This is a genomic window from Paenibacillus sp. V4I9, assembly GCF_030817295.1.
In the GTDB taxonomy this organism is placed as follows: Bacteria; Bacillota; Bacilli; order Paenibacillales; family NBRC-103111; genus Paenibacillus_E.
Window position 1 is genome coordinate 1,338,646 of record NZ_JAUSZE010000001.1, and the last position, 24,829, is coordinate 1,363,474.

At 45.0% G+C, this 24,829-nt stretch carries 23 protein-coding genes; 18 read left to right on the plus strand and 5 right to left on the minus strand.

What is annotated here, in order from left to right:
• The first annotated feature begins 4 nt into the window (after positions 1–4).
• From obgE to QFZ81_RS06510, 3 genes are all read left to right on the plus strand, one after another.
• Positions 5–1,306, plus strand: coding sequence for a GTPase ObgE (gene obgE / locus QFZ81_RS06500; protein WP_307446612.1), 1,302 nt, complete (start codon positions 5–7; stop codon positions 1,304–1,306).
• A gap of 419 nt (positions 1,307–1,725) precedes the next feature.
• Positions 1,726–2,799, plus strand: coding sequence for an anthranilate phosphoribosyltransferase (locus QFZ81_RS06505; RefSeq protein WP_307446608.1), 1,074 nt, complete (start codon positions 1,726–1,728; stop codon positions 2,797–2,799).
• Between the two features lie 229 nt (positions 2,800–3,028).
• On the plus strand, positions 3,029–3,817 hold the full coding sequence (locus QFZ81_RS06510) for a C40 family peptidase (RefSeq protein ID WP_307446605.1): 789 nt from the start codon (positions 3,029–3,031) through the stop codon (positions 3,815–3,817).
• A gap of 60 nt (positions 3,818–3,877) precedes the next feature.
• Here the strand turns inward: QFZ81_RS06510 and QFZ81_RS06515 are convergent, their stop codons facing one another.
• The gene (locus QFZ81_RS06515; protein ID WP_307601989.1) at positions 3,878–4,387 is read right to left on the minus strand and encodes an NUDIX domain-containing protein; all 510 of its coding nucleotides are present in this window, start codon (positions 4,385–4,387) and stop codon (positions 3,878–3,880) included.
• Between the two features lie 167 nt (positions 4,388–4,554).
• On the opposite strand from QFZ81_RS06515, the gene QFZ81_RS06520 reads away from it, so the two are divergent.
• The 5 genes from QFZ81_RS06520 to QFZ81_RS06540 all read left to right on the plus strand — a co-directional run bounded on the left by QFZ81_RS06520 (position 4,555) and on the right by QFZ81_RS06540 (position 9,712).
• Positions 4,555–5,037, plus strand: coding sequence for an ACT domain-containing protein (locus QFZ81_RS06520; protein WP_307446599.1), 483 nt, complete (start codon positions 4,555–4,557; stop codon positions 5,035–5,037).
• A 31-nt stretch (positions 5,038–5,068) separates the two neighbouring features.
• Positions 5,069–6,355 (plus strand): homoserine dehydrogenase, encoded by a 1,287-nt coding sequence (locus QFZ81_RS06525; RefSeq protein ID WP_307601991.1) that lies wholly within the window; start codon positions 5,069–5,071, stop codon positions 6,353–6,355.
• 27 nt (positions 6,356–6,382) lie between these two features.
• Positions 6,383–7,360 (plus strand): homoserine kinase, encoded by a 978-nt coding sequence (gene thrB, locus QFZ81_RS06530; RefSeq protein WP_307446593.1) that lies wholly within the window; start codon positions 6,383–6,385, stop codon positions 7,358–7,360.
• Positions 7,357–8,220 (plus strand): prephenate dehydratase, encoded by an 864-nt coding sequence (pheA, locus tag QFZ81_RS06535; RefSeq protein WP_307446589.1) that lies wholly within the window; start codon positions 7,357–7,359, stop codon positions 8,218–8,220. The genes thrB and pheA overlap by 4 nt, the downstream gene beginning before the upstream one ends.
• Before the next feature lie 229 nt (positions 8,221–8,449).
• The gene (locus QFZ81_RS06540; protein ID WP_307601994.1) at positions 8,450–9,712 is read left to right on the plus strand and encodes a LysM peptidoglycan-binding domain-containing protein; all 1,263 of its coding nucleotides are present in this window, start codon (positions 8,450–8,452) and stop codon (positions 9,710–9,712) included.
• Between the two features lie 72 nt (positions 9,713–9,784).
• Here the strand turns inward: QFZ81_RS06540 and sigW are convergent, their stop codons facing one another.
• Positions 9,785–10,396, minus strand: coding sequence for an RNA polymerase sigma factor SigW (sigW, locus tag QFZ81_RS06545; protein WP_060648579.1), 612 nt, complete (start codon positions 10,394–10,396; stop codon positions 9,785–9,787).
• Between the two features lie 596 nt (positions 10,397–10,992).
• Between sigW and QFZ81_RS06550 the strand changes: the two genes are divergently transcribed.
• The 8 genes from QFZ81_RS06550 (at position 10,993) to yajC (ending at position 19,526) form a co-directional block, all read left to right on the plus strand.
• Positions 10,993–11,673, plus strand: coding sequence for a BofC C-terminal domain-containing protein (locus QFZ81_RS06550; RefSeq protein WP_307446581.1), 681 nt, complete (start codon positions 10,993–10,995; stop codon positions 11,671–11,673).
• A 122-nt stretch (positions 11,674–11,795) separates the two neighbouring features.
• Positions 11,796–12,299: a crossover junction endodeoxyribonuclease RuvC gene (gene ruvC, locus QFZ81_RS06555; protein ID WP_307446577.1), complete on the plus strand. Its 504-nt coding sequence runs from the start codon at positions 11,796–11,798 to the stop codon at positions 12,297–12,299.
• Complete coding sequence (gene ruvA / locus QFZ81_RS06560) at positions 12,296–12,925, plus strand: Holliday junction branch migration protein RuvA (RefSeq protein WP_307446575.1); 630 nt, start codon at positions 12,296–12,298, stop codon at positions 12,923–12,925. The genes ruvC and ruvA overlap by 4 nt, the downstream gene beginning before the upstream one ends.
• Before the next feature lie 110 nt (positions 12,926–13,035).
• Positions 13,036–14,043 (plus strand): Holliday junction branch migration DNA helicase RuvB, encoded by a 1,008-nt coding sequence (gene ruvB, locus QFZ81_RS06565; RefSeq protein WP_307446573.1) that lies wholly within the window; start codon positions 13,036–13,038, stop codon positions 14,041–14,043.
• A 683-nt stretch (positions 14,044–14,726) separates the two neighbouring features.
• On the plus strand, positions 14,727–16,925 hold the full coding sequence (locus tag QFZ81_RS06570; RefSeq protein ID WP_307601995.1) for a SpoIID/LytB domain-containing protein: 2,199 nt from the start codon (positions 14,727–14,729) through the stop codon (positions 16,923–16,925).
• A 9-nt stretch (positions 16,926–16,934) separates the two neighbouring features.
• A complete protein-coding gene (queA, locus tag QFZ81_RS06575) occupies positions 16,935–18,020 on the plus strand; it encodes a tRNA preQ1(34) S-adenosylmethionine ribosyltransferase-isomerase QueA (RefSeq protein WP_307446564.1) in 1,086 nt (361 codons plus the stop codon).
• A gap of 42 nt (positions 18,021–18,062) precedes the next feature.
• The gene (gene tgt, locus QFZ81_RS06580; protein ID WP_307446561.1) at positions 18,063–19,202 is read left to right on the plus strand and encodes a tRNA guanosine(34) transglycosylase Tgt; all 1,140 of its coding nucleotides are present in this window, start codon (positions 18,063–18,065) and stop codon (positions 19,200–19,202) included.
• Between the two features lie 15 nt (positions 19,203–19,217).
• Positions 19,218–19,526 carry a preprotein translocase subunit YajC gene (yajC, locus tag QFZ81_RS06585; protein ID WP_307446558.1) on the plus strand — a complete coding sequence of 103 codons (309 nt, stop codon included), beginning with the start codon at positions 19,218–19,220 and terminating at the stop codon, positions 19,524–19,526.
• Positions 19,527–19,597: 71 nt separating this feature from the next.
• Here yajC and QFZ81_RS06590 read toward each other — a convergent pair whose 3' ends face one another.
• Positions 19,598–20,434, minus strand: coding sequence for a phosphatase PAP2 family protein (locus tag QFZ81_RS06590; RefSeq protein ID WP_307446555.1), 837 nt, complete (start codon positions 20,432–20,434; stop codon positions 19,598–19,600).
• 95 nt (positions 20,435–20,529) lie between these two features.
• Positions 20,530–20,910, minus strand: a complete 381-nt coding sequence (locus QFZ81_RS06595) for a TIGR04086 family membrane protein (protein ID WP_307446552.1) — start codon at positions 20,908–20,910, stop codon at positions 20,530–20,532.
• Positions 20,911–21,019: 109 nt separating this feature from the next.
• Between QFZ81_RS06595 and QFZ81_RS06600 the strand changes: the two genes are divergently transcribed.
• On the plus strand, positions 21,020–22,360 hold the full coding sequence (locus tag QFZ81_RS06600; protein ID WP_307446547.1) for an ArsB/NhaD family transporter: 1,341 nt from the start codon (positions 21,020–21,022) through the stop codon (positions 22,358–22,360).
• A gap of 109 nt (positions 22,361–22,469) precedes the next feature.
• Positions 22,470–23,150 carry a DUF421 domain-containing protein gene (locus QFZ81_RS06605; RefSeq protein ID WP_307446544.1) on the plus strand — a complete coding sequence of 227 codons (681 nt, stop codon included), beginning with the start codon at positions 22,470–22,472 and terminating at the stop codon, positions 23,148–23,150.
• Between the two features lie 8 nt (positions 23,151–23,158).
• On the opposite strand, the gene spoVB is transcribed toward QFZ81_RS06605, so the two are convergent.
• The gene (spoVB, locus tag QFZ81_RS06610; RefSeq protein ID WP_307446541.1) at positions 23,159–24,724 is read right to left on the minus strand and encodes a stage V sporulation protein B; all 1,566 of its coding nucleotides are present in this window, start codon (positions 24,722–24,724) and stop codon (positions 23,159–23,161) included.
• Between the last annotated feature and the right edge of the window lie 105 nt (positions 24,725–24,829).

Sequence of the window (24,829 nt, forward strand, 5' to 3'; positions counted from 1 at the left end):
AGAAATGTTTGTTGATAAAGCGAAGATATTTGTTAAAGGTGGCGACGGTGGCGACGGTTTAGTTGCTTTCCGCCGTGAGAAATATGTACCAGAGGGCGGTCCAGCAGGTGGCGACGGTGGAAACGGCGGCGATGTTGTATTCCGTGTAGACGAGGGTCTGCGTACATTGATGGATTTCCGTTATCAGAAGCACTTTAAAGCGGAGCGCGGCGAGAAGGGTCGTAACAAGTCGATGCATGGCGCTAACGCAGAGGACATGGTTGTTCGCATCCCGCCGGGCACAACCATCATCGATGATGATACGCAAGAGGTTATCGCCGATTTGACGCGTCATGGTCAAGAGGTTGTTGTGGCTAAGGGTGGCCGAGGCGGCCGAGGCAACACACGCTTCGCAACAGCACGCGTAACAGCGCCAGAAATTGCTGAGAACGGCGAAGAAGGCGTGGAGCGTTGGGTTGTGCTAGAGATGAAGGTCATGGCCGACGTCGGTTTAGTAGGCTTCCCAAGCGTTGGGAAATCCACGCTATTGTCGGTTGTTTCTGCCGCAAAACCAAAAATTGCGGCGTACCACTTTACAACCCTTACCCCGAACCTCGGGGTTGTGGATGTTGGTGATGGACGAAGCTTCGTTATGGCGGACCTTCCCGGTCTTATTGAAGGGGCCCACGAGGGCGTGGGACTCGGTCATGAGTTCCTGCGTCACGTAGAACGGACGCGAGTGATTGTGCATGTCGTGGACATGTCTGCTGCAGACGGCCGTGATCCTTACGAAGATTTCCTCAAGATTAATGAGGAAATTAAGCTCTATAATGCCAAGCTGGAACAGCGTCCGCAAATTGTTGTTGCCAACAAGATGGACATGCCGGAATCAGAGGACAATCTGACTTTATTCAAGGAGCAGATGGCGGCAGATGGCAAAGAGTTTGAGGTTTATCCAATCTCTGCTTTGACGCGAGGTGGCGTACAGGAGCTTCTCTACAAGATCTCGGATATTGTAGAAAGTATCCCGAATGCTCCTGAAGTAGAGGGTGTAGCTGATAAAGAAGAACGAAAAGTGTATCGCTTCGAGAAGCGCGAGGAGAATGATTACACGATTCGTCGAGAGAACGATGTATTCATTGTTGAAAGTCCTTCCATTGAGAAGTTGATCAAACGAACGAACTTCAGCACACAGGACGGCATCGCTCGTTTTGCTCGTATTTTGCGTAGTATAGGAATCGATGACGAATTGCGTAAACGTGGAGCTGTCCATGGGCAGACGATCCAAATTGGTGATTTTGACTTCGAATTTGATGAGAAGCATTAGAACGATAGAAACACTTGTCCTAAGGATGAGTGTTTTTTTGCGTTTAAGAAGTTAAATTTTTTTTGGGGGGGTTAGGGGGGCAGGGCTTACTCCTTATTTAGCATGGTTATAGATTTTGCTGAGCTGATGAGATTAAGGATAGTTGCATAATGTTTCGGTAAATAACTATGTTTTTCTGTATTCGGTTATTATGTGTTTTGATTTCTGTTTTCTGGTTTCTGGTTTGTGGGCTTCAACCTGTATAAATACTATCACCTAAGGACGGCGTAAGTCGTTCTTTTTGCGTTCAAACGCTGATTAATGTCATAAAACTTGACACATATAAAGAAAAAGATTACGATTTTACTAATAAACATAATTTTATGTCAATAAATATAACACTAAATGAAGTGTAACGAGATGAGGAAGGAGGAATTTTGATGAAAAGATGGATTCAAGCGATGGGAACCGGAATGCAAGGATCACGTGATTTATCTTATGAGGAAGCTGTGGAAGCAGCACATGAGATGGCCAGAGGAGATTCCACAGATGCTCAATGTGCAGCTTTCTTAATGGCCCTATGTATGAAAGGGGAAGCTGACGAAGAGCTGATGGCATTTATTGATGTTTTCCGCAGCTACTCTTTGAATTATCACACTTTTGCGGATTCACTCAATTGTGCGGGACCAACGGAAGGCCGCCAATATTTTCCTATCACACTGCCAGTTAGCCTCCTTCTTGCTTCAGTGGGTTTCTCCCAGGTACTGCATGGAGGTGATTCGCTTCCGCCGAGACAGGGGACCGCAATGAAAGAACTATTAGAAAGCTTCGGTGTTGCGATAGATTTGTCAGTTAAAGCATGGGAAACGATGTTGTTTCACCTGCATATTGGATTTCTTCACACCGAACAGCTTTGTCCGCCGCTAGGGAAGCTGAAACAGGTTCGCGAGCAGTTAGGATTGCGAACAGTGATGAATATCGTTGAGAAAGTCATAAATCCCGTACGTTCAATGAATATGATTATAGGCGTCAATCAGCGAAAAGCGATGGAATCTCTGATTCCTATATCTATCCGATCTGGCTTTCAAAATGTGTATATTGTCAATGGGATTGAAGGATCTGAGGATTTGCCGATCTACCAGAACAGTACAATAAGGATCGTAACCCCTTGGGGAGATGAGTCGCGAGTGGTTGAACCGCAAAAGTTTGGCTTTCTGAGTGAGCCCTTGCTGCCTTTAAGTAAAGATGATCAGGTTGCCATGGTACGGCGCATTATTGCTGGAGAAGATACAGAGGAATTGAAACGGGAACGCGATCATGTCATTTTTAATACGGGACTTCGATTGACTTGGTTTGATAAAGTGGGCAGTTATGAAGAAGGCTTTCAACTAGCGGAATCGCTGCTGCAAAGGAAAGAAGCCCACAAAGTCATGCAGCGATGGGTGGATCAGAGTCATCACTTTACGCTTCAAGATCATCCGAAAATCCGTGATTCCTCCGCCAAAATTGGATAAAGTCTTTCCTGTGTGCTGTATTTTCAGCTAAGGGAAGGCTTTTTTATTTCCATCAACTTGAGAAGTTAGAGGTATATTGCCAATTAATTGTGCTCCTACCCACTAAAAGAAGGCCTATATTACGAATGGATATGAAGGATAGCAGCTTTCGAACCAGATAGTCTGCGTAATGGAAGAAGATGCTAATGATTCTCGTTCTGCAACACAAAAATGCTAGGAGGCCAACATCATGAAAAAACAACTGCTGACCCTCGTTCTTGTTCCAGCCCTTATCTTTGGCGCTGTGACAATTCCTTTACCTAAAGAAGCTTCGGCTGCATCAACAGGTCGAATTATAAACAGTGTCAGTCTTCGCCAAAGTGCAGATGAGAATTCTGCGCGTATCCGGTACTTGAAGGAAGGCGAGAAAGTTACCATCCTGTCCAAAGTGAATAGTTGGTGGTACAAAGTGAAAGCTTCTGACGGCCGTGAGGGTTACATAAGCACAAGCGCGAAATACATACAAGCATCAGGTGTTACATCGCCTGGCGATTCCAACACGAATGGTGGTTCCGGCAGTGGTTCTGGAGGTTCAACAAGTGCCAATGTTCAAAAAATTATTGCTGCGGGTAAAAAGTATATAGGCACGCCTTATGAATATGGATCAAGTCGTGATAATACAAGAACGTTTGATTGTTCAGACTTTGTCCGACAAGCTTTCTTGGATGGCATTGGAAAGAAGCTGCCAAGTGACTCTAGAGGCCAAGGGAGTTATGTGAAATCTCTCGGGCATGCCAAAACAAATTGGCACGATCTGAAGCCTGGCGATCTTATGTTCTTCATGTCTTACAAAGGGACAAGCCAATCGAATTACAGCGGTATTAATAAGTCTACACAGACCATTACGCACGTGGCGATGTACTTAGGAAATGGACAAATCTTGTCAACATACTCCAAAGACAGTGGTGGTGTTCGAATTGATTCCATCGACAATCGCCATTGGGAGTATCGTTTCTTATTTGGAGGCAGTGCGTTATAACTAGCAGTTCAAAAAGGCAGAACTCGAGAAATCGATGTCTGCCTTTTTTTGCTATTCTTATTAAATTTGCAGGGGATCTACTAATGGGTTCCAGTGAATAGTAGGTTTACCTGTGTCCATGTGAATTCCTGCTGAGCCTACCCATGGGTGCTCAGTAAGGCCTACGGTGAAATAATGTTCAAGCAAGCTGTGGAAAATATAAGGGATTGGGCGCTCTAACACAAGCTCTTTAGGAATCCAATGTAGATCCCCTTCAGGTGTGACGATTCGCGGGTTCACATCCGTCGTTCCGATATAAAAAAATTGCTGGCGAACTTCATGTCCATTCAATCGAAGTAAAACATACTGCATGTGCAGCCCTTGGATTTCATCATGCTCAATGCCAGTCTCCTCCCACACTTCGCGCAAACAGGCTGCCCGCGGGTTATTCAATTCACTTGGCTCCAGGTGACCGCCAATAGCTGCCCATAATCCTGGTGATAGCGAACGCGTTAAGGAGCGTTTCATCATTAGTAATTCGTTCTGGCTATTCCATAGGAGAGCCGTAGACATCATGCGTAATGTAATCATGGAGGCGATCCCTTTCTAATCTAGTACTATCAGCTTATCATAGTGAAGTTAGGTGCTGCAAAAGATGAAAGAATAAGATGTGAATTGCCTATTGCTTCAAACCTTGCGATTCGATATAATGTCCTCTATAGAGGAACATTGGTCTTTCCAGAGAGGACGGTGGTGAAGTGCCGGAAAGCAAAGAGTTTTTACAAACGATCAAGCACACCGGTCCTGAGAGGTACTACTTAGTCCGGGAAGATATATTGCCAGAAGGAGTACTCAAGACAGCTCAAGCTAAGGAGCTGCTTGCACGGGGTGAAGTGAAAACGATTCACGATGCCGTTGAACAAGTCGGACTCAGCCGCAGCGCTTTCTATAAGTATAAGGATGGTATTCACCCGCTCAGCAAATTGGAACGAGAGCGCATTATCACAATATCCATGGATTTGGAGCATCGGTCCGGGATTCTGTCTCGTGTACTGGCACTCATTGCTAATTTGGATGGGAATGTATTAACGATACATCAGACAATCCCTCTGCAGGGTATGGCAAATGTCGTCATTTCGGTAGAGACCTCCTCAATGGGGGAAGAGATCCGTCAAATGATTAATCGACTTCAAGCGCAAGAAGGAGTTAAGCGTGCCATGGTCATCGGTCAAGGCAGTTAAGATAGAAAAAATATTCAGGAGGTAACAATACATGAAACCCATCAAGGTTGGTTTGCTCGGATTAGGTACAGTAGGAACAGGTGTAGTCCGCATTATTGAAGGACATCAAGAGGATTTACAGCGTCAAACAGGCTCGTCCATTGAAATCTCAAAAATTTTAGTACAAGATAAATCTAAGCTTCGTAACATCTCAGTAGACGCAAATAAACTGACTGAACAAGTATGGGACGTTATTGGTGATAGTGAGATAGATGTTGTCGTTGAAGTTATGGGCGGCGTTGCAGCTACCAAAGAGCATATATTAACTGCGCTAGGCAACGGCAAGCACATTGTGACGGCGAATAAGGATCTTATGGCGATGCATGGCGCTGAAATCTTGGCAAAAGCAGCTGAACATGGCTGCGACGTATTTTACGAAGCTAGTGTTGCCGGCGGCATTCCGATCATTCGTGCACTCGTGGAGGGCTTCTCCTCTGACCGCATTACGAAGATTATGGGCATCGTGAACGGTACAACCAATTACATTTTGACTAAAATGAGTCAAGAAGGCGCTGCTTATGCCGATGTTTTGAAAGAAGCACAGGATCTTGGCTACGCAGAAGCAGACCCAACATCTGATGTTGAGGGGCTGGATGCTGCTCGTAAAATGACCATTTTATCAACACTTGGCTTCCACGCCAATGTTGCTCTGAGTGATGTTGAAGTGAAGGGCATTTCGAAAGTATCCAAAGAAGATATTCAATATGGCAAAAAATTAGGCTACGAAGTGAAGCTGCTTGGTATTGCTGAAAATCATGATGGTCATATCTCTGTGAGTGTACAGCCTACTATGGTGAAAAACTCGCATCCGCTTGCTTCTGTGAATGGTGTATTCAATGCTGTGTATGTAACAGGCGAAGCGGTAGGTGAAACGATGTTCTACGGTGCTGGAGCAGGCGAGCTGCCGACGGCAACGTCCGTCGTAGCAGATTTGGTTGCCGTTGTGCGCAACTTGAGGCTGGGCGTGAATGGACGTATGGTGCTAGCACCTTATAAAGAAATGAAGCTGAAGACGGACGAACAGATTGCTTCCAAAAACTTTATTCTTCTGCACGTTGAAGATAAAGCGGGTGTACTTGCACAAATTACGCAAATTTTTGCTCAGCACGAAGTTAGTTTGGAGTCTGTGTTCCAGCACCCGAACCAGTCCAATCCGAAGGCTGAAATTATTATTATCACACATGATGCGAACCAAGCCAGTATGAAAAATGTGCTGAGACAATTCGAATCTATGGATGTTATTCACGCCATCAAAAGCGTTTATCGCGTAGAAGGCTAAATTATTGAAAAGAGGCGCAATTTCGAAATGAGTTATAAGGCAGTGCAAAAGGTAAGAGTGAAAGTGCCGGCAAGCACGGCAAACTTAGGTCCTGGCTTTGACTCACTGGGGATGGCCTTGAACTTATATGCCTGGATTGACATGGCGATCTCGGATCAAACGACGATTCATTTAATCGGTGATCAGATGAACGGAATTCCAACGGACAAGTCCAATTTAATTTATAAAGTCGCGCAAATGGTATTTGAACAGGCGGACGTTTCTCACCCTGAACTGGACATTACTATGTACAGCGATATTCCTCTCACACGCGGTCTAGGCAGCAGCGCGTCAGCCATTGTAGGTGCGCTTGCTGGCGCCAATGCCTTAATCGGGAACAAGCTCACGCAATATGAGCTGTTCCAAATCGCGAGCCGCCTCGAGAAGCACCCGGACAATGTCGGGGCCAGCTTGTTCGGAGGGATCGTGGTTGCGTTCTGGGACGGCGAGAAAGCCGAATCTATTCGAATAGAGCCGGACGCTAATTTGGAAGTGCTGGTGGCGATACCAGCGTTCCAGCTTTCTACAGAGAAGGCGAGAAGCGTCATGCCGAAGCAAGTAGCCATGAAGGATGCGGTGTTCAACCTCAGCCATTCATCTTTGCTTGTTGCCGCGCTAAGCACAGGCAACCTGGGAATGATCCGCCATGCCATGAAGGACGCGCTGCATCAGCCTTACCGTGCAGAGCTCATTCCGGGCATGAAGACGCTGCTCGAGCAAGCGGAGAACCATGGTGCGCTAGGGGTTGCACTCAGCGGAGCCGGACCGACGATGCTTGCGCTAGTGGATGCACGAAGCAGCCAGAAAGAGGAGCTGGAGTCATTCCTGAAAGACACGCTTGCTAAGGAAGGAATTGAAGCGCAGACGCTATGGTTAAGGCCGAGTGGAGAAGGCGTGGCGGCCATTCTGCTGCAAGAAGGTGACGGGGATCTGTTATCCTTCGTTGAAGGGGAGGTTCTTGCATGAAGCGGGTTGCCATCCTAGGACCAAGTACCTTTTCGGAAGAAGCCACCCGTCATTTTTTGGGTGAAGACTTTACTTACGTTTCATATAAGCTAATTTCTGAAGTGTTCAATGCGACAGCGTCAGGCGAAACAGAATTAGGTGTTATTCCCATTGAAAATACGCTTGAAGGTTCCGTTCATTTGCATGTCGACTGGCTCGTTCACGAGGTTGATCTGCCCATTCGGGCAGAGTGGGTTTTTCCCATTGATATGAATCTCATAGGGTATCCGAATCCTGCCGGACAAACAGATGCTTCGAATCCATATGGACATATTCGTAAGGTATTATCTCATCAGGTCGTCCCTGCACAGTGCAGTAGATTTATGAAGCAGTATTTGAGCGAAGCAGAGTTTGAGCAAGTAAGCTCCACGGCAGAGGGAGTACGTATTGTATCGACGCTTCAGGATCAGACCGTGGCTGCTATCGGAACGGCAATTGCATCTACAAATTATGGTGTTCCTATGCTGCAAAGGGAAATACAGGATCATAAAGACAACATGACCCGGTTTTTGCTGGTTGGTACTGAGGCGTCAGAACTGAAGTCCTCGGAAGACATGAAAACAACTATTCTTGTCACACTGCCTGAAGATTACCCAGGTGCCCTGCATCAGGTGCTCTCTGCCTTCGCGTGGCGCAGAATTAATCTTTCGAAGATTGAATCTAAGCCGACGAAGAAGAAACTTGGTACTTATTATTTCTATATCGATATTGCTGGTTCCCTGGATTCCGTTCTCCTGCCATCTGCCATTCAAGAGATTGAGGCGATTGGTTGTCAGGTTCGAATTTTGGGTTGTTATCCGAGTTATTCGTACACGAGTTAATACCATTCTTCCCTTGCGTTCATAACGCGAGGGATTTTTTTTGTCCAAAAGGGGCAAAAGCCTAGGAACCTGCATAAACTGTAATATCATTGTGACTAAGCGAATGCTTACGAAGCAAGTTTTCTTGCGAGAACTCGAGATTATGCTTACAAAGCAAGTTTTCTAACGAAAACTCGAGTTTGTGCTTACGAAGTAAGTTCTCTAACGAAAACTCTAAGGAGGTATGGTGTTGAAAATCCACATTGTCAAAAAGGGCGACACCCTGTACGAGCTTGCAAAAAAATATCAAACTACGTTGGACGAAGTCATCGCACTTAATCCGCAAATTGCACAACCGGATCATCTTGACATCGGGATGAAGGTGAAAATACCTTCCAAACCGAAGCCAGTTGATCCACCTGCTTCAGATTACGTCTATAAACACGTTGTGGAGCAGGGGGATAGCTTATGGAAGCTCGGTAAAGCTTGGGATGTCCCCCTTCAAGAGATGATTAAAGCGAATCCTCATCTGAAGAATCCCAATGTCCTTATGACGGGAGAAATTGTTTATGTGCCCAAGATGCATCATGAGCACGTAGGAGTTAAGCCATTATCGATGTCTAAACCATCGACAGAACCATTTGCTCCAGTCCCTTCAGATCAGCCATGGACTGTTGCAGAATCGTATCAGCAACCATTTATGCCCATTGCAGAAGAACCGATAAGTCAAGTGCAGCCCGCGCCTTATGTAGAATCAATGCCGTTGGCTGAACAACCGTTTGTACCTTCGCCGATGGCCTCTGCGCCAGTCATTCCTGCACCTGAGCCTGGGGTTATTGGTCTCAATGCACCGTATGAGCAGCAAGCGGTTCATCCCTTCCAACAGTTTCACATTTCAGCGACTGAGGTATTTGCCTATCCAGGTTCTGAGCAACAAGAGGTGCCAACATATCCAGCTTTTTCACCGTATCAGCAGTCTCCCTATGAGCAATTTCCGTATCATGCAGAGCCAACCTCCTATCCGATGAGTCAAGATGGCTGTGGCTGTGGAGGCCATTCGATGATCGAACAGCCGTGGACGACATTCCCGGCGGGTTATCCAACCGGAACCGTTGAAAGTCCGTGGGATGGATATCAGCATGGATTTCCTACAATTCCAGGGTTATATCCACCAACTTCTCCCTATGATATGCAACAGACTGCACATAATCCGTATGACTATCAGCAGGCACCTTATGGGATTCCTTATGCTGGAGCTCATTACCAAGCTCCTTATGAGTCGCCTATGATGCCACAAGTCCACACGCATGAGCTTGCGAAAGAGACTGATACAGAAGAAATTGTTGAAATTGACATCCGTTCGGATAAAAAGGCAGATAGGTCAAGTAGCGGCAGTTCTTCAAAAAAAGCGAGATTGTCAGGAACAGCAGCACTCAATGCTTTCTTGAAACGGCAGCAGAGGGCTGCTGAAAAGCAGGATGCCAAGCAAAATGCACCTTGGATTAACTTCTGAAAATGAATAAGAAGCCTCCTAAACCACAGGATTTGTGGAATAGGAGGCTTCTTAGTTTCGATATGCTAAGGATTAGGCAATCATACCAAGTGTGAAAAAGGTCATTAAGCCGACAACGAAATTCATGCCCCATTTTTTGCGAAGCAGTTCACGACCGCGGTGTAAACGAGTTTTCACCGTTGTAATCGGTAAATTCAGTTTATCACTTATTTCCTGAAGAGAGAGCTCTTCCAGATAGTATAGCGTAATGATACTTCTATATTTATCAGCTAATTTATTAATGGATGTATGCATATGCTCTTGAACTTCTGTTTGGAGAACAACGTGCTCAGGCGATTGATCTTGACTTGCAAGCTTACTGTAATAGCTGTAGTCATCGTCATAATCGTTCAGCTCGGCATCTAAGGATTGTACGGGTCTTTTTTTGCGCAGCAAGTCGATGGCGACATTTTTACCAATTCGATAAATCCAAGTAGAGAAGTTCTGACTTTCATCAAAGTGGTTTAAGTTCAAATAAACACGAATAAATGTTTCTTGAACAATGTCCTCTGAATCAGGTCTGTTATGCAGCATACGAAAAGCAAGTTTCTGTATTTTGTTACGGTATAACTCGACTAGCTCCACGAAAGCGTTGCGGTCGCCCCGTCTGGATAATTGAATTAATTGAAGTTCTGCCACATTCATGCTGTTCCCCTCCTAATATAGGGATCTTTGAGCGTAGCTCAAAGTCTCTCTGCTTTGGGATCTTTGAGCGTAGCTCAAAGTCTCTCTGCTTTGGGATCTTTGAGCGTAGCTCAAAGTCTCACCGTTATAGTTTTCGTAAGAAAACTGGTATCAAACTTTAGCATTTGCCTTTTCAAATATATATCGGTTTCCCTGGATAAGTATGAGAATATTTCATCTACTTCTGACTATATCATTTCTGTGGCTACAGTCAAATTTTAAAGCTAGGGAGAGCTCAATTTATACCCATTTGTTACCGAATTCATGGATGTTTGGTGACTTTTCTGAGCTGGAGATGGATATGAGGCTGAAGTTGAACGCGGTGAGGTTACACCTGATTCACTTTTTTGTACTTCATTCCAAATAGCGACTGCCCCCCATAACAGGACAACTCCTATAATTAGGAGTGTTGTACGTTTGATTCGTTTTCTACCGTTCATGATTGGGCTTCACCGTCCGTCTTGATTGGTTTCATACTCTCCCTCTATGGTAAATGATGTATAGTGTCTCATGCAAATGGAAACAATACGGAAAAACGAGAATAGAAGGGGATATCGGTGAATGTACAACTATTTTTGAAGCATTTGAAAAGAAAGCTGCGTTGGAAACGTAGTTGGTTGACTTTAGGAATGTTCTTTGCCGTCGTTCTAGTTAGCTATATATTATATGCAACTGGGAGCCTTCCAAGTGCTGGTGATAGCCCAGGAGGAGCGGTTAGATCGACCTTTGCTGGTCTTACACCGGTAGACGATCAACGTCTTCAAGAAGCGACGACAACGCTGAAAAGTATAACGGATAGCAGGGAGAGCTATTTGCTTAAGACTTATGTTTGTGGCGAAGAGCGCAGTCAGTTGGGCCTGCAGCCCCCTCAAGAATTATTGAAAATGCAAATGAAGCACCCTAACTGGTTGCTGAGCATAGGGGCGAATGGAGAGGTCACTTTTACCGAAAATATTGATGATTTGTCGCCGGCATGCAAGGAAAAGGCGGTATTCGGCATCGACGGCAGCAGCAATCTGTCCCTATTTAATGGAACGCCGGCCAAGGATAATGTGATTCGAACATTTTTTCAATTGAATATTAAGCATTTAGAAAGCAGTCTTCCACGCGAAACGGTGGAGCAGCTCCATGAGGGGATCCGCGTCACTGATTTAGAGGAGTATAATAGCGTATTATCAACTTTCAGCGATTATGCCATGCCGCCACAAGAGACTGAACGGGCAATGACAAGACCTTAATTAAGTGATAGCAGGATGAAGAGGTAGATCGGGAGATTCCTGAGTCTATCTCTTTTTTTTGTTATCTGCTATAATGAAATGACTACATATGTTCGCTTTTTTAAAGATGGGAGAAGATTGCTGTGCGTATTCTGGGTATTGATCCGGGGATCGCGATTGTTGGTTTTGGCTTTATTGATAAGATCGGAAGTAAGCTCATTCCTGTGCAGTATGGTTCAATTCAAACCGAAGCGCATACGGACCCTGGGATCAGGCTGAAAGATGTCTATGATGCTACGACGCAATTAATAGAGAAGTATAAACCGGACGCGATGTCGATAGAGAAATTGTTCTTTAATCGGAATGTGACGACGGCATTTACAGTAGGACAAGCGCGGGGTGTCATGATTCTTGCGGGTGTTCAGGCTGGGTTGTCGATTGCTGAATATACTCCGCTTCAAGTCAAACAATCCGTTGTTGGCTACGGGAAAGCTGAGAAACACCAAGTACAGGAAATGGTCAAAATATTACTTAAACTGTCCCAAGTGCCTAAGCCTGATGATGTGGCCGATGCGCTTGCTATTGCTATTTGCCATGCCCATTCCTCCTCTCTACAATCCAGGATAAACGAGGTCGTGAAACGATGATAGATTTCTTAAGAGGAAAAGTTGCACAGCGTGAGAGCGATTATGCTGTGCTGGATGTGAATGGCGTAGGGTATCGTGTATTCTGCCCGAATCCCTATGCGCTGCCGCATAAGGAAGATGAAGCAGTGACGATGTTCATTCATTATCATGTGCGTGAAGATGCTCATTTGCTATTTGGTTTTATTTCACGGGATGAGCAGTCCTTGTTCCGCTTATTGCTTGATGTAACGGGTATTGGGCCAAAGGTGGCGCTGGGCATTCTTGCTGCGGGCGGAAGACCGGAGGCTGTGATTCTGGCAATTAGCCAGGAGAATCTAGCGTTCTTGACGAAGCTCCCCGGCATCGGAAAGAAGACAGCGCAGCGTATTATATTGGATCTGAAGGACAAATTGGGCTCGGTAAGCTTCTCAAGCCCGGAAGCTGCGGTAGCTTTAAGCGTGGTTGGATCGGCTCAGCTGAGCGATGGCGGTCATGCCTGGAGCGAAGCGAAGGAAGCATTGATGACGCTTGGCTATACGGAAGCTGAAGCTGATCGTGCTTGGTTGCAAGTGAAGCCAAAAGCGAATGTGTCGGACTCTGTTGATGTGTTGATGAAGCTTGCGCTGCAAGCTTTGTATTCGATGTAGTGGAAGAACAAAACTCAGCTAATGCTTACGAAGTCAGTTTTACTAAAGCAAAACTCAGCGAATGCTTACGAAGTCAGTTTTGCTAAAGCAAAACTCTTAGGAGGATCAACATGGACAATGACCGGATTATATCGGCTAATTTAATGATGGAGGACAACACGATTGAGTACAGCCTACGTCCTCGTTATTTGGCCGAATATATCGGCCAGAAGCAGGCGAAGGAGAACCTCAAGATCTATATTGAAGCTGCCAAGCTGCGTAAGGAAGCGCTTGATCATGTGCTGCTGTATGGACCGCCTGGGCTCGGCAAAACGACGCTGTCCAACATCATCGCCAACGAGCTTGGCGTGAACATAAGAACAACCTCCGGCCCTGCTATCGAGCGGCCGGGCGATTTAGCTGCCATCCTGACGAATTTGCAGGAGGGCGATGTGCTCTTCATCGACGAAATTCACCGCCTCCACCGTACGGTGGAAGAGGTGCTGTATCCGGCGATGGAGGACTTTGCCCTTGATATTATCATCGGCAAGGGGCCGAGCGCACGCTCGGTGCGTCTAGACTTGCCGGCGTTTACCTTGATCGGCGCGACGACACGCGTCGGATTGCTTTCTGCGCCGCTGCGCGACCGTTTCGGGGTCGTCAGTCGGCTGGAGTTTTATACGGTGGAGGAGCTCACCTACATCGTCAGCCGAACGGCCGACATCCTACAGGTCGGCATCGTCGGTGAAGCTGCGCGCGAGATCGGCATGCGCTCACGGGGAACACCGCGAATCGCGAACCGCTTGCTGAAGCGGGTGCGCGACTTCGCGCAAGTGAAGGGCGATGGCATTATCACGCTGAACATCGCCAAAGAGGCACTCAAGCTTATACAGGTCGATGACCTAGGGCTTGATGAGATTGATCATAAGATGCTGCGCGCCATCATTCAAAGCTTCCAGGGCGGCCCAGTAGGGCTCGAAACGATTGCCGCCACCATCGGCGAAGAGAGTCAGACGATCGAAGACGTCTACGAGCCTTATTTGCTGCAAATTGGATTCTTGCAGCGTACCCCAAGAGGCCGGATGGTAACGCCTCAGGCCTATCATCATTTAGGTTTACCGGTGCCGGAACAACGGTAATTCGCGATCTTTTGCCGCAGCTGTAAGGCGGGCAAAAGATTTTTTTGTTTCGGTCTAGTTGGTGCTAGTGAGTGTTTTTTTCAGTCGAGCTTAGTGATACAAGTAGTTTCTTTGAATTACTCGAGAGTAGAGGTACAAGAAAGTTTTTTGTTCTCAGTAGAGCTTTGCTGGTACTAGAAAGTTTTTTGTGTTCAGTTGAGCATTGCAGTACAAGAAAGTTTTTTGTTTCATTAGAGTGTTCTGGTACTAGAAAGCTGATTGCCCTTTCCACAAATTGGAGGTGTAAGAGAGGGAATCTCTGAAGCCCAAGCGCAATTTAGAGCTATGTTGTACATTCTGCAACAATTTCGGGGCTTAATATGGTTTTACTCAGCGATTGTTGTACAAAGTACAATAGTTTAAGGCCAACACCTCCCCATTTAGTCTTCAACAGTGAAAATTGTTGTATTTTTTACAACATGAGGAGGAGAATGGCGGAAATCCGGACGAAATGTTGTACTTTCTGCAACAATCGAGGTCCTCTAAGGCGTAGCTATAGATTTTATCGCATAGGAGTTTAAATACATAAGATAGTTTGGATCATGATTGTTTTTTGCCTATGTAAAATTCTATCAACCAAAACTTCTTCCAATTTCTAGAGTCTAACTTAGTAGAATGCTGCGAAAGAAAGGAAATTGTGTCGAATGAATTGGAAAAATAAGCTGCTTATCCCTAAGAGAATTGCTTTGATAACGACGGCTGCTTTGACTTTTGGAACATTCCCTGCGCTGGTGCCCCATGCAAATGCAGAGGGGATCAAACATTTGGATCAGATTCGTGTTGCACTTTTGATAGATTCAACCAAATATAAGAAAGTAGAACCCGTAGTTACCCTTACTGCATCTGGCGGTCTGGATATTGCTGTGCGTAATTCAGCCGGGACTGCTGCTAAACCGTGGGCCTCGATTCCGGATGCTTCGATTCGACTATCAATTGATCAGTTTAGTGTAATTATGCTCGAAACGATAGACTATATAGCAGCCAAAGCCTTATATGCTAAATTAGCTGCGATGCCCGAAGATAGCTATGTGTTAAGTAGAGTGAAACAAGGCAGAACGGTGTACCAAGTTTATTACGGCAGCTTCCCTTCTAAGGAAGAAGCCGAGGGCGCTGCGGCGCAGGCGCTTAAAGATACAACTGTTTCGACGTTAACGAAATCGGCTCTTCCTGTATCTAAAGGTCCACTGCATTGGAATGCGGGTACGTTTGCTGATGAGGCTTCTGCTTTGCAGCAGTTGCTTGTGTTTAACCAAACGGGACTCGAGGCAGATATTGCGCTGCAAGAAGATGTGGCAGGTAAACTAACCTATAGCGTATGGGTAGGTAATGAAGCTACTACAGGACAGTTAGAAGCAGTAAAACAGGCGGCGTTACGCGCAGCCCCCAACTTGCCTTTACAACCCGTGAATACGAAATCATCCTATTTACTTCGCAGGTCGGATGTGACGGCTTCCTCGAATGGCTCCGCTTCGGTGCTTCATTATGCCGCGGCAGCAGGTGATCAAAAGACGGTGATCCATCCGAAGAGTCAGGGAATTGCAATCAAGGAGCGGGCTAACCTCAGTTACCGCGGAGACATGGAAATAAGTACGTATCATGGTAAGTTAGCCTTGGTGAATGAAGTACCGATGGAGCAATATTTATATGCTGTCGTAGGCTCTGAACTTAGTTCCGGTTGGCCAACAGAAGCGTTGAAGGCACAAGCTGTAGCTGCCCGTACGTTTGCAATCAAACAGGGAAATAAGTATGAGATAGCACAAGTTACGGATACAACGTTAGATCAGGTTTACTTTGGGATACAAAAGGAATTTGCTGCTGGAATACAAGCTGTTGATGCGACGAAAGATGAAGTATTATCAGATAAAAATGGACTGATTTCACCTGTATTTTCTTCGAATTCAGGCGGGATGACTGCGGATCCCTCTGAAGTGTGGGGGAATCCATTAGCTTATTTGCGTAGTGTACCAAGTCCGGATGATGGTGCTGAAAAAGGGAAAGCCATCTGGTATCGCATTCAGTTAACCGATGGTCGAACGGGCTACGTACACAGCATGTATCTCAAAGACAGTGGACAGAAGGGTAAAGAGGGCGCTTCCTACTACGAGGCAACGGAACAAGGTGTAAATGTCCGGACAGCACCTTATGTAGATAATACAGCTAATCCTTCGATCGCTCAGCTTTCCAATAAAGAGAAAGTGTTAGTGCTGGGCCAAGAAAAAGAATCGAATGCCTATTCTTGGATTAGAGGTCCTTACACAGGTAATGAGATCAAAAGTAAATTAGCGGCAGCAAATGTAATTGTAAGCGGAGATCTGCAATCACTTGAAATATCGAAGCGAGGACCTTCGGGGAGGGTGACCGAACTTAAAGCGAACGGAGTTGTGGTGAAGGTGCCTTATCCCGATGCATTACGTGCGGCACTCGGAGGATTACCCAGCACCCGGTTTGAAATTGTACAAGCAGGAAGTTATACTGGTAATACCCCAAATCCTATTGGCCTAGCGATTGCTGGTGCAGGAAGTAGTGAGACAAGTAACGCTGGCTCTGATTCGGTCTATGTGCTGTCGGGTGGTCAATCACAGCCTACAGCCTTGAAGATAACCGATTTAACTGCTCTAGGCACAGCGGGACAGTCGAAGCCGACGTCTTCTCTAGTAACCCCTGTGACTCCTCCTAATCCACAAACATCAGGTCAAGGCAATCAGTTCATTTTCCGTGGAACAGGCTTTGGACACGGACTTGGCATGTCTCAATGGGGTGCAAGAGGCTATGCCGAATTAGGTTACGATTATAAGAAAATACTTCAGTCTTATTATGCTGGAGTCAACATAACTAAGGAATGAATACACAACATGGATGTACAAGCTTTCGATTTTGAACTACCTGAATCATTGATTGCCCAGACGCCGCTGCTTGATCGCACGGCGTCTAGACTGCTTACGCTGAACAAAGAATCAGGTGAGATACATCACCGGACTTTTGAGCAGCTAATTGATTATGTAGAAGCCGGGGATTTACTCGTGATGAATGACACACGAGTCATTCCAGCGCGGCTTTTTGGTGCGAAGAAAGACACCGGCGCCAAAGTGGAGATTTTGCTCCTGAAACCCCTGGGCGAGGATCGCTGGGAGGCCTTGGTAAAACCTGGGAAACGCATGCAATTAGGTGCCGTGGCGGTTTTCGGCGTGAACGCAAACTCAACCGGTGGTGAACAACCTTTGTTGACGGCGGAAGTTGTGGAAGTTGGAGATATGGGTGGTCGTGTACTCCAATTTAGTTATACAGGCATTTTCAATGAGATTCTAGACCGATTGGGCGAGATGCCGCTTCCTCCTTATATTAAGGAGCAGTTGTCCGAGCGGGAACGCTATCAAACCGTATATGCAAAGCATGAAGGCTCAGCTGCTGCACCAACGGCAGGGCTGCACTTTACCGAAGCCTACTTGGATAAACTGCAAGCTAAGGGTGTTCGTCTTGCATTTGTCACCTTGCATGTCGGGCTCGGGACATTCCGTCCTGTATCTGTGGACACCATTGAAGAACACCAAATGCACGAGGAGTATTACATGCTGTCAGCTGAAACGGCAGCACTAATTAATGAAACCAAAATGAATGGTAAGCGTGTGATTGCTGTGGGGACTACATCTGCACGTACGTTAGAAACGGCAGCGGGCTTGAGCCGTAAGCACGCAGGTAACGACGCTAACGAAAAATTAGTTATTCAGCCTTCCCAGGGCTGGACTTCAATTTTTATTTATCCGGGGTATACGTTTGGTGTGGTGGATTCCTTGTTAACCAATTTCCACTTACCTAAGTCAACCCTGCTTATGCTCATAAGCGCAATGGCTGGGCGAACGAATGTGTTGCAAGCTTATGAAGAAGCTGTTCGAGAGCAATATCGCTTTTTTAGTTTTGGAGATGCTATGTTAATTTACTAAGATCAGTAGTCAGAAAGACGCTTAGAATAGGAAGTGGATGTATTGGCAGCAGCAGTTACTTACGAACCAATCAAAACATGTAAACAATCCGGAGCACGTCTTGGACGCGTTCACACACCTCACGGTGTCATTGAGACGCCTGCCTTTATGCCAGTTGGCACACAAGCGACAGTGAAGACGATGAGCCCTGAAGAATTAAAAACGATGGATGCTCATATTATTTTAAGTAATACTTATCATCTCTTCATCAGGCCGGGTCATGATATTGTGAAAGCCGCTGGCGGTTTGCACAAATTCATGAATTGGGACCGACCTATTTTGACAGACAGCGGCGGGTTTCAAGTATTCAGTCTAAGTAACATGCGTAAGATTACAGAAGAAGGCGTCCAGTTTAAATCCCACTTGAATGGGGACAAGCTGTTTCTCTCCCCAGAGAAGGCAATGGAGATTCAGAATGCGCTTGGTTCTGATATTATGATGGCTTTTGACGAATGTCCGCCTTTCCCGGCAGAGTACGATTATGTGAAGAAATCACTGGAGCGTACGACGCGCTGGGCTGAGCGCTGTCTGCAAAGTCATAGTAGACCGAATGATCAAGGATTGTTCGCCATTATTCAAGGAGGCATGCATGAAGATCTTCGGAGGTTGAGTGCCGAGCAGTTGACTTCCATGGATTTCCCGGGGTATGCTATTGGTGGACTGAGTGTTGGAGAGCCTAAGCATTTGATGTATGATGTGCTTGATTACACAACACCTCTGATGCCTGCGAACAAACCTCGCTATTTGATGGGTGTAGGTTCCCCGGATGCTCTAATTGAAGGTTCTATCCGCGGTATCGATATGTTCGATTGCGTACTACCAACAAGGATAGCCAGGAATGGGACATGTATGACTAGCGAAGGCCGGCTTGTTATTCGTAATGCTAAGCATGCGACCGACTTTGGTCCGCTGGATCCCAAATGTACCTGTTATACTTGTACAAACTACAGCCGGGCTTATATTCGTCATTTAATAAAAGCGGATGAGACCTTCGGAATCAGATTGACTACGATTCATAACCTTCACTTTCTACTACAGCTCATGCGTGATGTAAGAGGAGCCATCCAGGAAGATCGTTTACTTGATTTCCGTGATGAATTCTTTGCCGCTTATGGGCTGAATGATAATGAAAGAGGATTTTAAGAAAGGAGGATACCTATGTTACTATCAGCAGACACTACGAATACAGGTGCAGTTGGGTATTTGTATACATACGGACCTTTAGTGCTCATGTTTGTCGTTCTTTACTTCCTACTTATTCGTCCACAGCAGAAAAGACAGAAAAACCGTAATCAAATGCTTGGAGGATTGAAAAAAGGGGATAAGGTCGTTACGATTGGTGGGCTTCACGGAACGATTATGGAAATCACAGATGACATTTGTGTACTTCGTGTCAACGATGCGACGAAAATGACATTTGATCGTTCTGCTATCAATGCTGTTTCTCAAACTACAGCAAAAGAATAAATAAAAAAGCGAGATCCTTCAATCAGGTTCTCGCTTTTTATTTGGTTTTCTACAAGGAGATAAAGCTAGGATTATAGTTCATTATTCTTTAACCGTTTCAGCAGAACTTGTTCGCCAAGAACGAGACGGCCATCGGAAATACGTAAGCCCACTCTGGCTGCTACTACACCAAGCACAACACCTGCGCACATGTCAGATAACCAGTGGATGCCCAGATAAAAGATCGTGAAGATGATGAAGGCCGAAGAACAGGGTACAAATATTTTCCAAAACGTACTGCGGCTCTTCACTGCAATTACAGCCATCGAAACCGAGATCGATGTATGCAAGCTTGGGAAACAATTATCAAGTCCGGAAAGTGGTCGATAATCTTGCTCAAAGGTTGGGAACACATCTAGTATCAAAAGCTTAACATTAGGATGAAACGACCAAACCTCGTTAACTGGGAAAAACAGATAGAATGGAATAGCGATCATATAGTTGAACATGAGTGCGTAGCAAATGGCGTAAAAGAGTCTATAATTTTTCTGGTACGTATAAAGCGCAATCGATGTTATCATTACAGCAGGAAAAACGACCACATAAAAATAACTGCTAACTAAAGTCAAAGTATCATTATGGAAAAAGTGCTGAATGGCTGAAACAAAGTTGCCTTCAATGCCATAGATTGACTTGGTGAAATCGGTTTTGATATCGATCCCTTTTTCAACCCACATTTCGACTTTATTAAAAAATAGGATGGTAATCAGTGCCACAAAGTGAAGGAGATACTTACGAGAAGTAAATATTTCTTGAACAAAGCTTCCAGCAATATTAAATGGACTTTTACGTGTCGCAGCGATCAGAAAAAATAAAACAGTAATGACTATATAGACCGTTGCATGTGTCATAGAATGAAAAGGGCTCATGGTGTTTTCCCCCTAATATTGGAAATTATTTGCGGCAATAACTATGATATTATACCACAATCAAAGGGGGAAAGTGATATCTTCACGGAAACGTCTTATTTTTGCGTGTTAACGCCGAGTATTCCGCCCAATGCTCCTGACACGAATAGAATGCTAAGTAATTGAAGGGATTGAAGATTCAAACCTGCATCGAAAGCAAGAAAACCAACCAAAAAAATGAGGATAAAATAGACTAAGCCTACAATACCCCCGTGATACCAGCCGCGGTTTCCAGCTCTCTTGCCTGAAACCCAGCCTCCAATAAATAGAGAAACTGCATGAATAATCGTAGTTAACATATGCAGAGAGCTTTCTTGTGTGCTGGTTAAAAGAAGAAATAATGACGTCACTATTGTTCCAATTGTCATCATACTTAATGAATAAACAAGTCCGGAAAATAAAGGAGACGTTATTCGAACCTGACTGACCGTTTTCATAGGGTTCACAGGCCACCAATCCTTTCGTATATTCGTTCTTTTCATTAACATCATTGTATGGCCAAGCACATAGAATTAGTACAGACTGTTCAAAGGGAAGGGGATAATTATGACGGAATTTTCTCAAGGTCCAGCTTTATGGCAAGCTATCGTTGCCTTGATCATTTTTGCCGCGGCTTATGTTTGTATCTTGATTGAGAAATGGGATCGGATATATACAGCATTAGGTGGAGCCCTTCTGATGATCATTATGGGGATTGTTCCTCTTGGCAAGGCAGTTACAAGTTACGCGAACTGGCATGTTCTTTTACTAATCACTAGCTTATTTGTTATTTCTGGCGTTTTTCAGAAAACAGGAATTATCGCTTATTCGGCTGCTCATATCCTTCGGAAATTTCGAATACAACCAATTACGATTCTACTTAGTTTGTCAGTCCTTGCAGCGATAGTATCAGCGCTTCTGGACGGTTTGCTAGCAATAGCTGTGCTGGTACCCATCTTGCTGAAGACGACAAAAATGATGAAATTATCTCCAGTTCCTTTTCTGATTAGCATTCTCTTATCCGTGAATATTGGCGGAGCTGCAACGCTCATGGGGAATTTGCCTAACCGAATGATTGGAGTTGCAGAGAACATATCAATTGGGGAAATGCTAATAAAGCTTGGGCCTCTTGTAATCATCTTGCTGGTCATTGTATATCTCGTGATATGGTTAATTTACGGGAAGAAGATGATCGTAGCAGAATCGTATAAAAGAGAGCTGCTTACTTTACAACCCGCCTCCTATTTAGCTTCAGATCGAGGATTTCTTACTGGGAGCTGTTTAATCACCGGACTTACGCTGTTGGCGTTGTTGCTTCAAGGTGTTCTTGGATGGAAAGCCTCGTATATTGCTGTATGTGGGGCAGTGACATTATTGGCAATAAACTACAAAGAACTAGTCCAACTGGTGAAACGAAGAGACTATCTTTCTGTATGGCAAGGCGTAAGAGAAACACAATTGCTATTTTTCTTTGGATTATTCATCATGACTGGTGGTTTAACATATGCCGGGATTAGCGGATTTATTGCAGTCAAAGGTTTAGAAATCAGTCAAGGAAACATCCCTTTCTTATCCATTCTTCTGCTATGGCTTACTGGCTTTGGCTCTGCCATGATGGACTACATTCCTTATACAGCTGCCATGATTCCAGTCGTAGAGCATATGGGTAGCACGCTGCAAAATACAGCCGGTATCTCAACAGTTTCTACATTATGGTGGTCCTTAATCGTTGGAACTGCCATTGGCAGCGGGGTAACTCTACTTAGTTCTATGACTAGCATGTATGCAGCTGGCCTTTCTGATCAGGAGGGGGGAGGGCTAACTCAACGTGGATATATTATCGTGGCAGCTCCGATATCCCTGCTTTTATTCATAGCAGCTACAATTTATTTCAAGTTATTTCTGTAGGAATTGGCAACAATTGAATACGTAAATTCTGCATGATGAAGTGCATGAGCGGTCAGAATACCATTGAACTCCGAGAACAAGCAAGAGCTTAGATCAGGGGAGGCTAACAATGGATATTCTGACCATTTTTTTACGTACTGTGCTGATCTACTTTGTCGTTTTTCTCATGTTAAGGATCATGGGGAAACGTGAAATTGGTAAACTTTCGCTGTTTGATCTTGTGATCTCAATTATGATTGCAGAAATTGCGGTCTTTGTTCTTGAGGATTCCAACAAACCACTTATGGATGGGCTTGTCCCGATGGTAACGCTGGTATTGATCCAAATCTTCATTGCGTTTATTACGTTAAAAAGTAGAGCGGTTCGAATTCTCTTTGACGGAAAGCCGAGCGTCTTAATCAACAAGGGAATGATTGACCGAGAGGAAATGAAGAAACATCGATATAATTTAGATGATTTGATGCTGCAGCTGAGACAAAATAAGATTATGAATGTGGCAGACGTGGAGTTCGCAGTGTTAGAACCTTCAGGGAAATTAAGTGTAGTGGAGAGAGAAGTCAAAGAGACAGCCGAAGTCAATGATGGAATGAAGGGGACGATTCGCTATGAAGGTCTTCCGCTGCCTCTCATTATGGATGGTAAAGTACAGGATGAGAATTTGGAGAAAATAGGAAAAACTAGATTTTGGCTGAAAAATCAACTTCAAGTTAAAGGAGCCCGCGATTTTAAAGAGGTGTTTTATTGCTCTATTGATCATAGAGGGCGAATGTTTTTGGATCGTAAAAGATAAGCTGCTCATCAGCGTATGATTTTTTTGCCCATGTTCATAAGCCGGGTTATATCCTTTAAGCTAATCAGACGAAATACAGTAATGAACAATAAATATACAATAAATCCAATGAGAAAAGAGGTTACAAAACGAAGCCAATCGGTTGAAGTCCAAGACGTATACATGACGAAATAACTGCAAAGCCCGGAAAGCGCCATAGCCGCTCCTATTTTACCAAAATCACTGCCTTCCATACGGAATTTTAGCAGGCGTACAACACTATTCCAATGCAGAAGCGTTACTAAGACGATGTTCACATTGATTGCGAAAACAGCTCCGTGAATACCCATTTCCGGCTTGCTGGCTAGCCAATATATGAGAATAAGCTTAACAGATGAGCCAATCAAGGTATTGATTAAAGCGGCTCCTGGTTTATTCAAAGCCTGCAAGGCGGACTGCAACGGAGCTTGAAAGTAAATAAATATGGCGATAGGAGCCATCATTTTCAGCATGACCCCTACATCTGGTTGATTGTACATGTAAGTACAAATCGGTTCAGCAAGAACGAACATAAGGACAGCGAACGGAGCACCGGTTACTAAAGCCAACTTCAAGGATTGATGCAGCCGCATGTGAATCGTTTTGATATCTTTGCGGGCAAGGGCTTCGCTTAAGGAGGGTACGAGCGAGACCGACAATGACATCGTAAGAGCACTAGGCAGAAGTATGATGGGGATAATCATCCCTTGTAAGGCGCCGTATTGGGCTGTAGCCAATGAAGTTGAGATACCCGCTATCGCTAGACTTTGTGCAATCAGAATGGATTCCAGCAGGTAGGAGCTTGCCCCAATCAATTTACTTCCTGTTATAGGGATTGCTATTCGCATAATTCTACGAAAATTAGAAAGTCTGCCATTCGTTTTATTCGTACCAATTTGTGCGATAGGGGCTTTTGGAGATGTTTTTTTGTCGTACTTAAAATGAATGGCTAAGACGACCAGGCCGCCAATTTCTCCCGCTAGGACACCCATCATTGCACCGGCTGCTGCATATTCGATCCCATAAGGGATCATTACATACGAACAAACGAGAACCATGACAATTCGGATGAGTGTCTCCATAATTTGAGATGTAGCGGTAGGGATCATATTCTGTCTTCCTTGAAAATAGCCGCGATAAACAGCAGAGATTCCGATGATCGGGATCATTGGACTCATACACAGAAAAGTGTAGTAAACTCGTGAGTCTGTTAATAAATGTGATGTAATCCACGAAGCTCCTACGACACAAGCGATCGTAAATACGACACTGAGACAGATGGTAATGGCTAACGAAATTTTTAGAATGCTGCGGATTCTCGTTTCGTTGTGTTCAGCTTCTGCTTCTGCTATCAACTTGGCAATGGCGACAGGTATTCCGCCTGTTATAATGGTTAAGATGACGGACAAGAATGGCCAGCCCATATGATAAATACCGATACCTTCAGCACCGATGACACGCGGTAAAGTAATTCTAGGTATGAAGCCAAGAATACGGTTCAAAATGCCTGCGGCTAACAGGATCATCGTGCCTCTAATAAACGACTGCTTGGTCACTGCCATTCCCTCTTCCGATACGTGTCATATCCTATGACTATGCGAAGGCTGGCCAAGCTCATGCTAACATTTTGTGGACAGGTCACAGTTTGGCAGGAAAATGGT

Coding starts and splice junctions, on each gene's coding strand:
- QFZ81_RS06510 (WP_307446605.1), top strand. CDS start 3,029: ATGAAAAAACAACTGCTGACCCTCGTTCTTGTTCCAGCCCTTATCTTT.
- pheA (WP_307446589.1), top strand. CDS start 7,357: ATGAAGCGGGTTGCCATCCTAGGACCAAGTACCTTTTCGGAAGAAGCC.
- yajC (WP_307446558.1), top strand. CDS start 19,218: ATGTTACTATCAGCAGACACTACGAATACAGGTGCAGTTGGGTATTTG.
- ruvB (WP_307446573.1), top strand. CDS start 13,036: ATGGACAATGACCGGATTATATCGGCTAATTTAATGATGGAGGACAAC.
- QFZ81_RS06505 (WP_307446608.1), top strand. CDS start 1,726: ATGAAAAGATGGATTCAAGCGATGGGAACCGGAATGCAAGGATCACGT.
- QFZ81_RS06590 (WP_307446555.1), bottom strand. CDS start 20,434: ATGAGCCCTTTTCATTCTATGACACATGCAACGGTCTATATAGTCATT.
- thrB (WP_307446593.1), top strand. CDS start 6,383: ATGAGTTATAAGGCAGTGCAAAAGGTAAGAGTGAAAGTGCCGGCAAGC.
- ruvA (WP_307446575.1), top strand. CDS start 12,296: ATGATAGATTTCTTAAGAGGAAAAGTTGCACAGCGTGAGAGCGATTAT.
- QFZ81_RS06570 (WP_307601995.1), top strand. CDS start 14,727: ATGAATTGGAAAAATAAGCTGCTTATCCCTAAGAGAATTGCTTTGATA.
- QFZ81_RS06595 (WP_307446552.1), bottom strand. CDS start 20,910: ATGAAAACGGTCAGTCAGGTTCGAATAACGTCTCCTTTATTTTCCGGA.
- obgE (WP_307446612.1), top strand. CDS start 5: ATGTTTGTTGATAAAGCGAAGATATTTGTTAAAGGTGGCGACGGTGGC.
- QFZ81_RS06525 (WP_307601991.1), top strand. CDS start 5,069: ATGAAACCCATCAAGGTTGGTTTGCTCGGATTAGGTACAGTAGGAACA.
- queA (WP_307446564.1), top strand. CDS start 16,935: ATGGATGTACAAGCTTTCGATTTTGAACTACCTGAATCATTGATTGCC.
- QFZ81_RS06515 (WP_307601989.1), bottom strand. CDS start 4,387: ATGATTACATTACGCATGATGTCTACGGCTCTCCTATGGAATAGCCAG.
- QFZ81_RS06600 (WP_307446547.1), top strand. CDS start 21,020: ATGACGGAATTTTCTCAAGGTCCAGCTTTATGGCAAGCTATCGTTGCC.
- sigW (WP_060648579.1), bottom strand. CDS start 10,396: ATGAATGTGGCAGAACTTCAATTAATTCAATTATCCAGACGGGGCGAC.
- QFZ81_RS06605 (WP_307446544.1), top strand. CDS start 22,470: ATGGATATTCTGACCATTTTTTTACGTACTGTGCTGATCTACTTTGTC.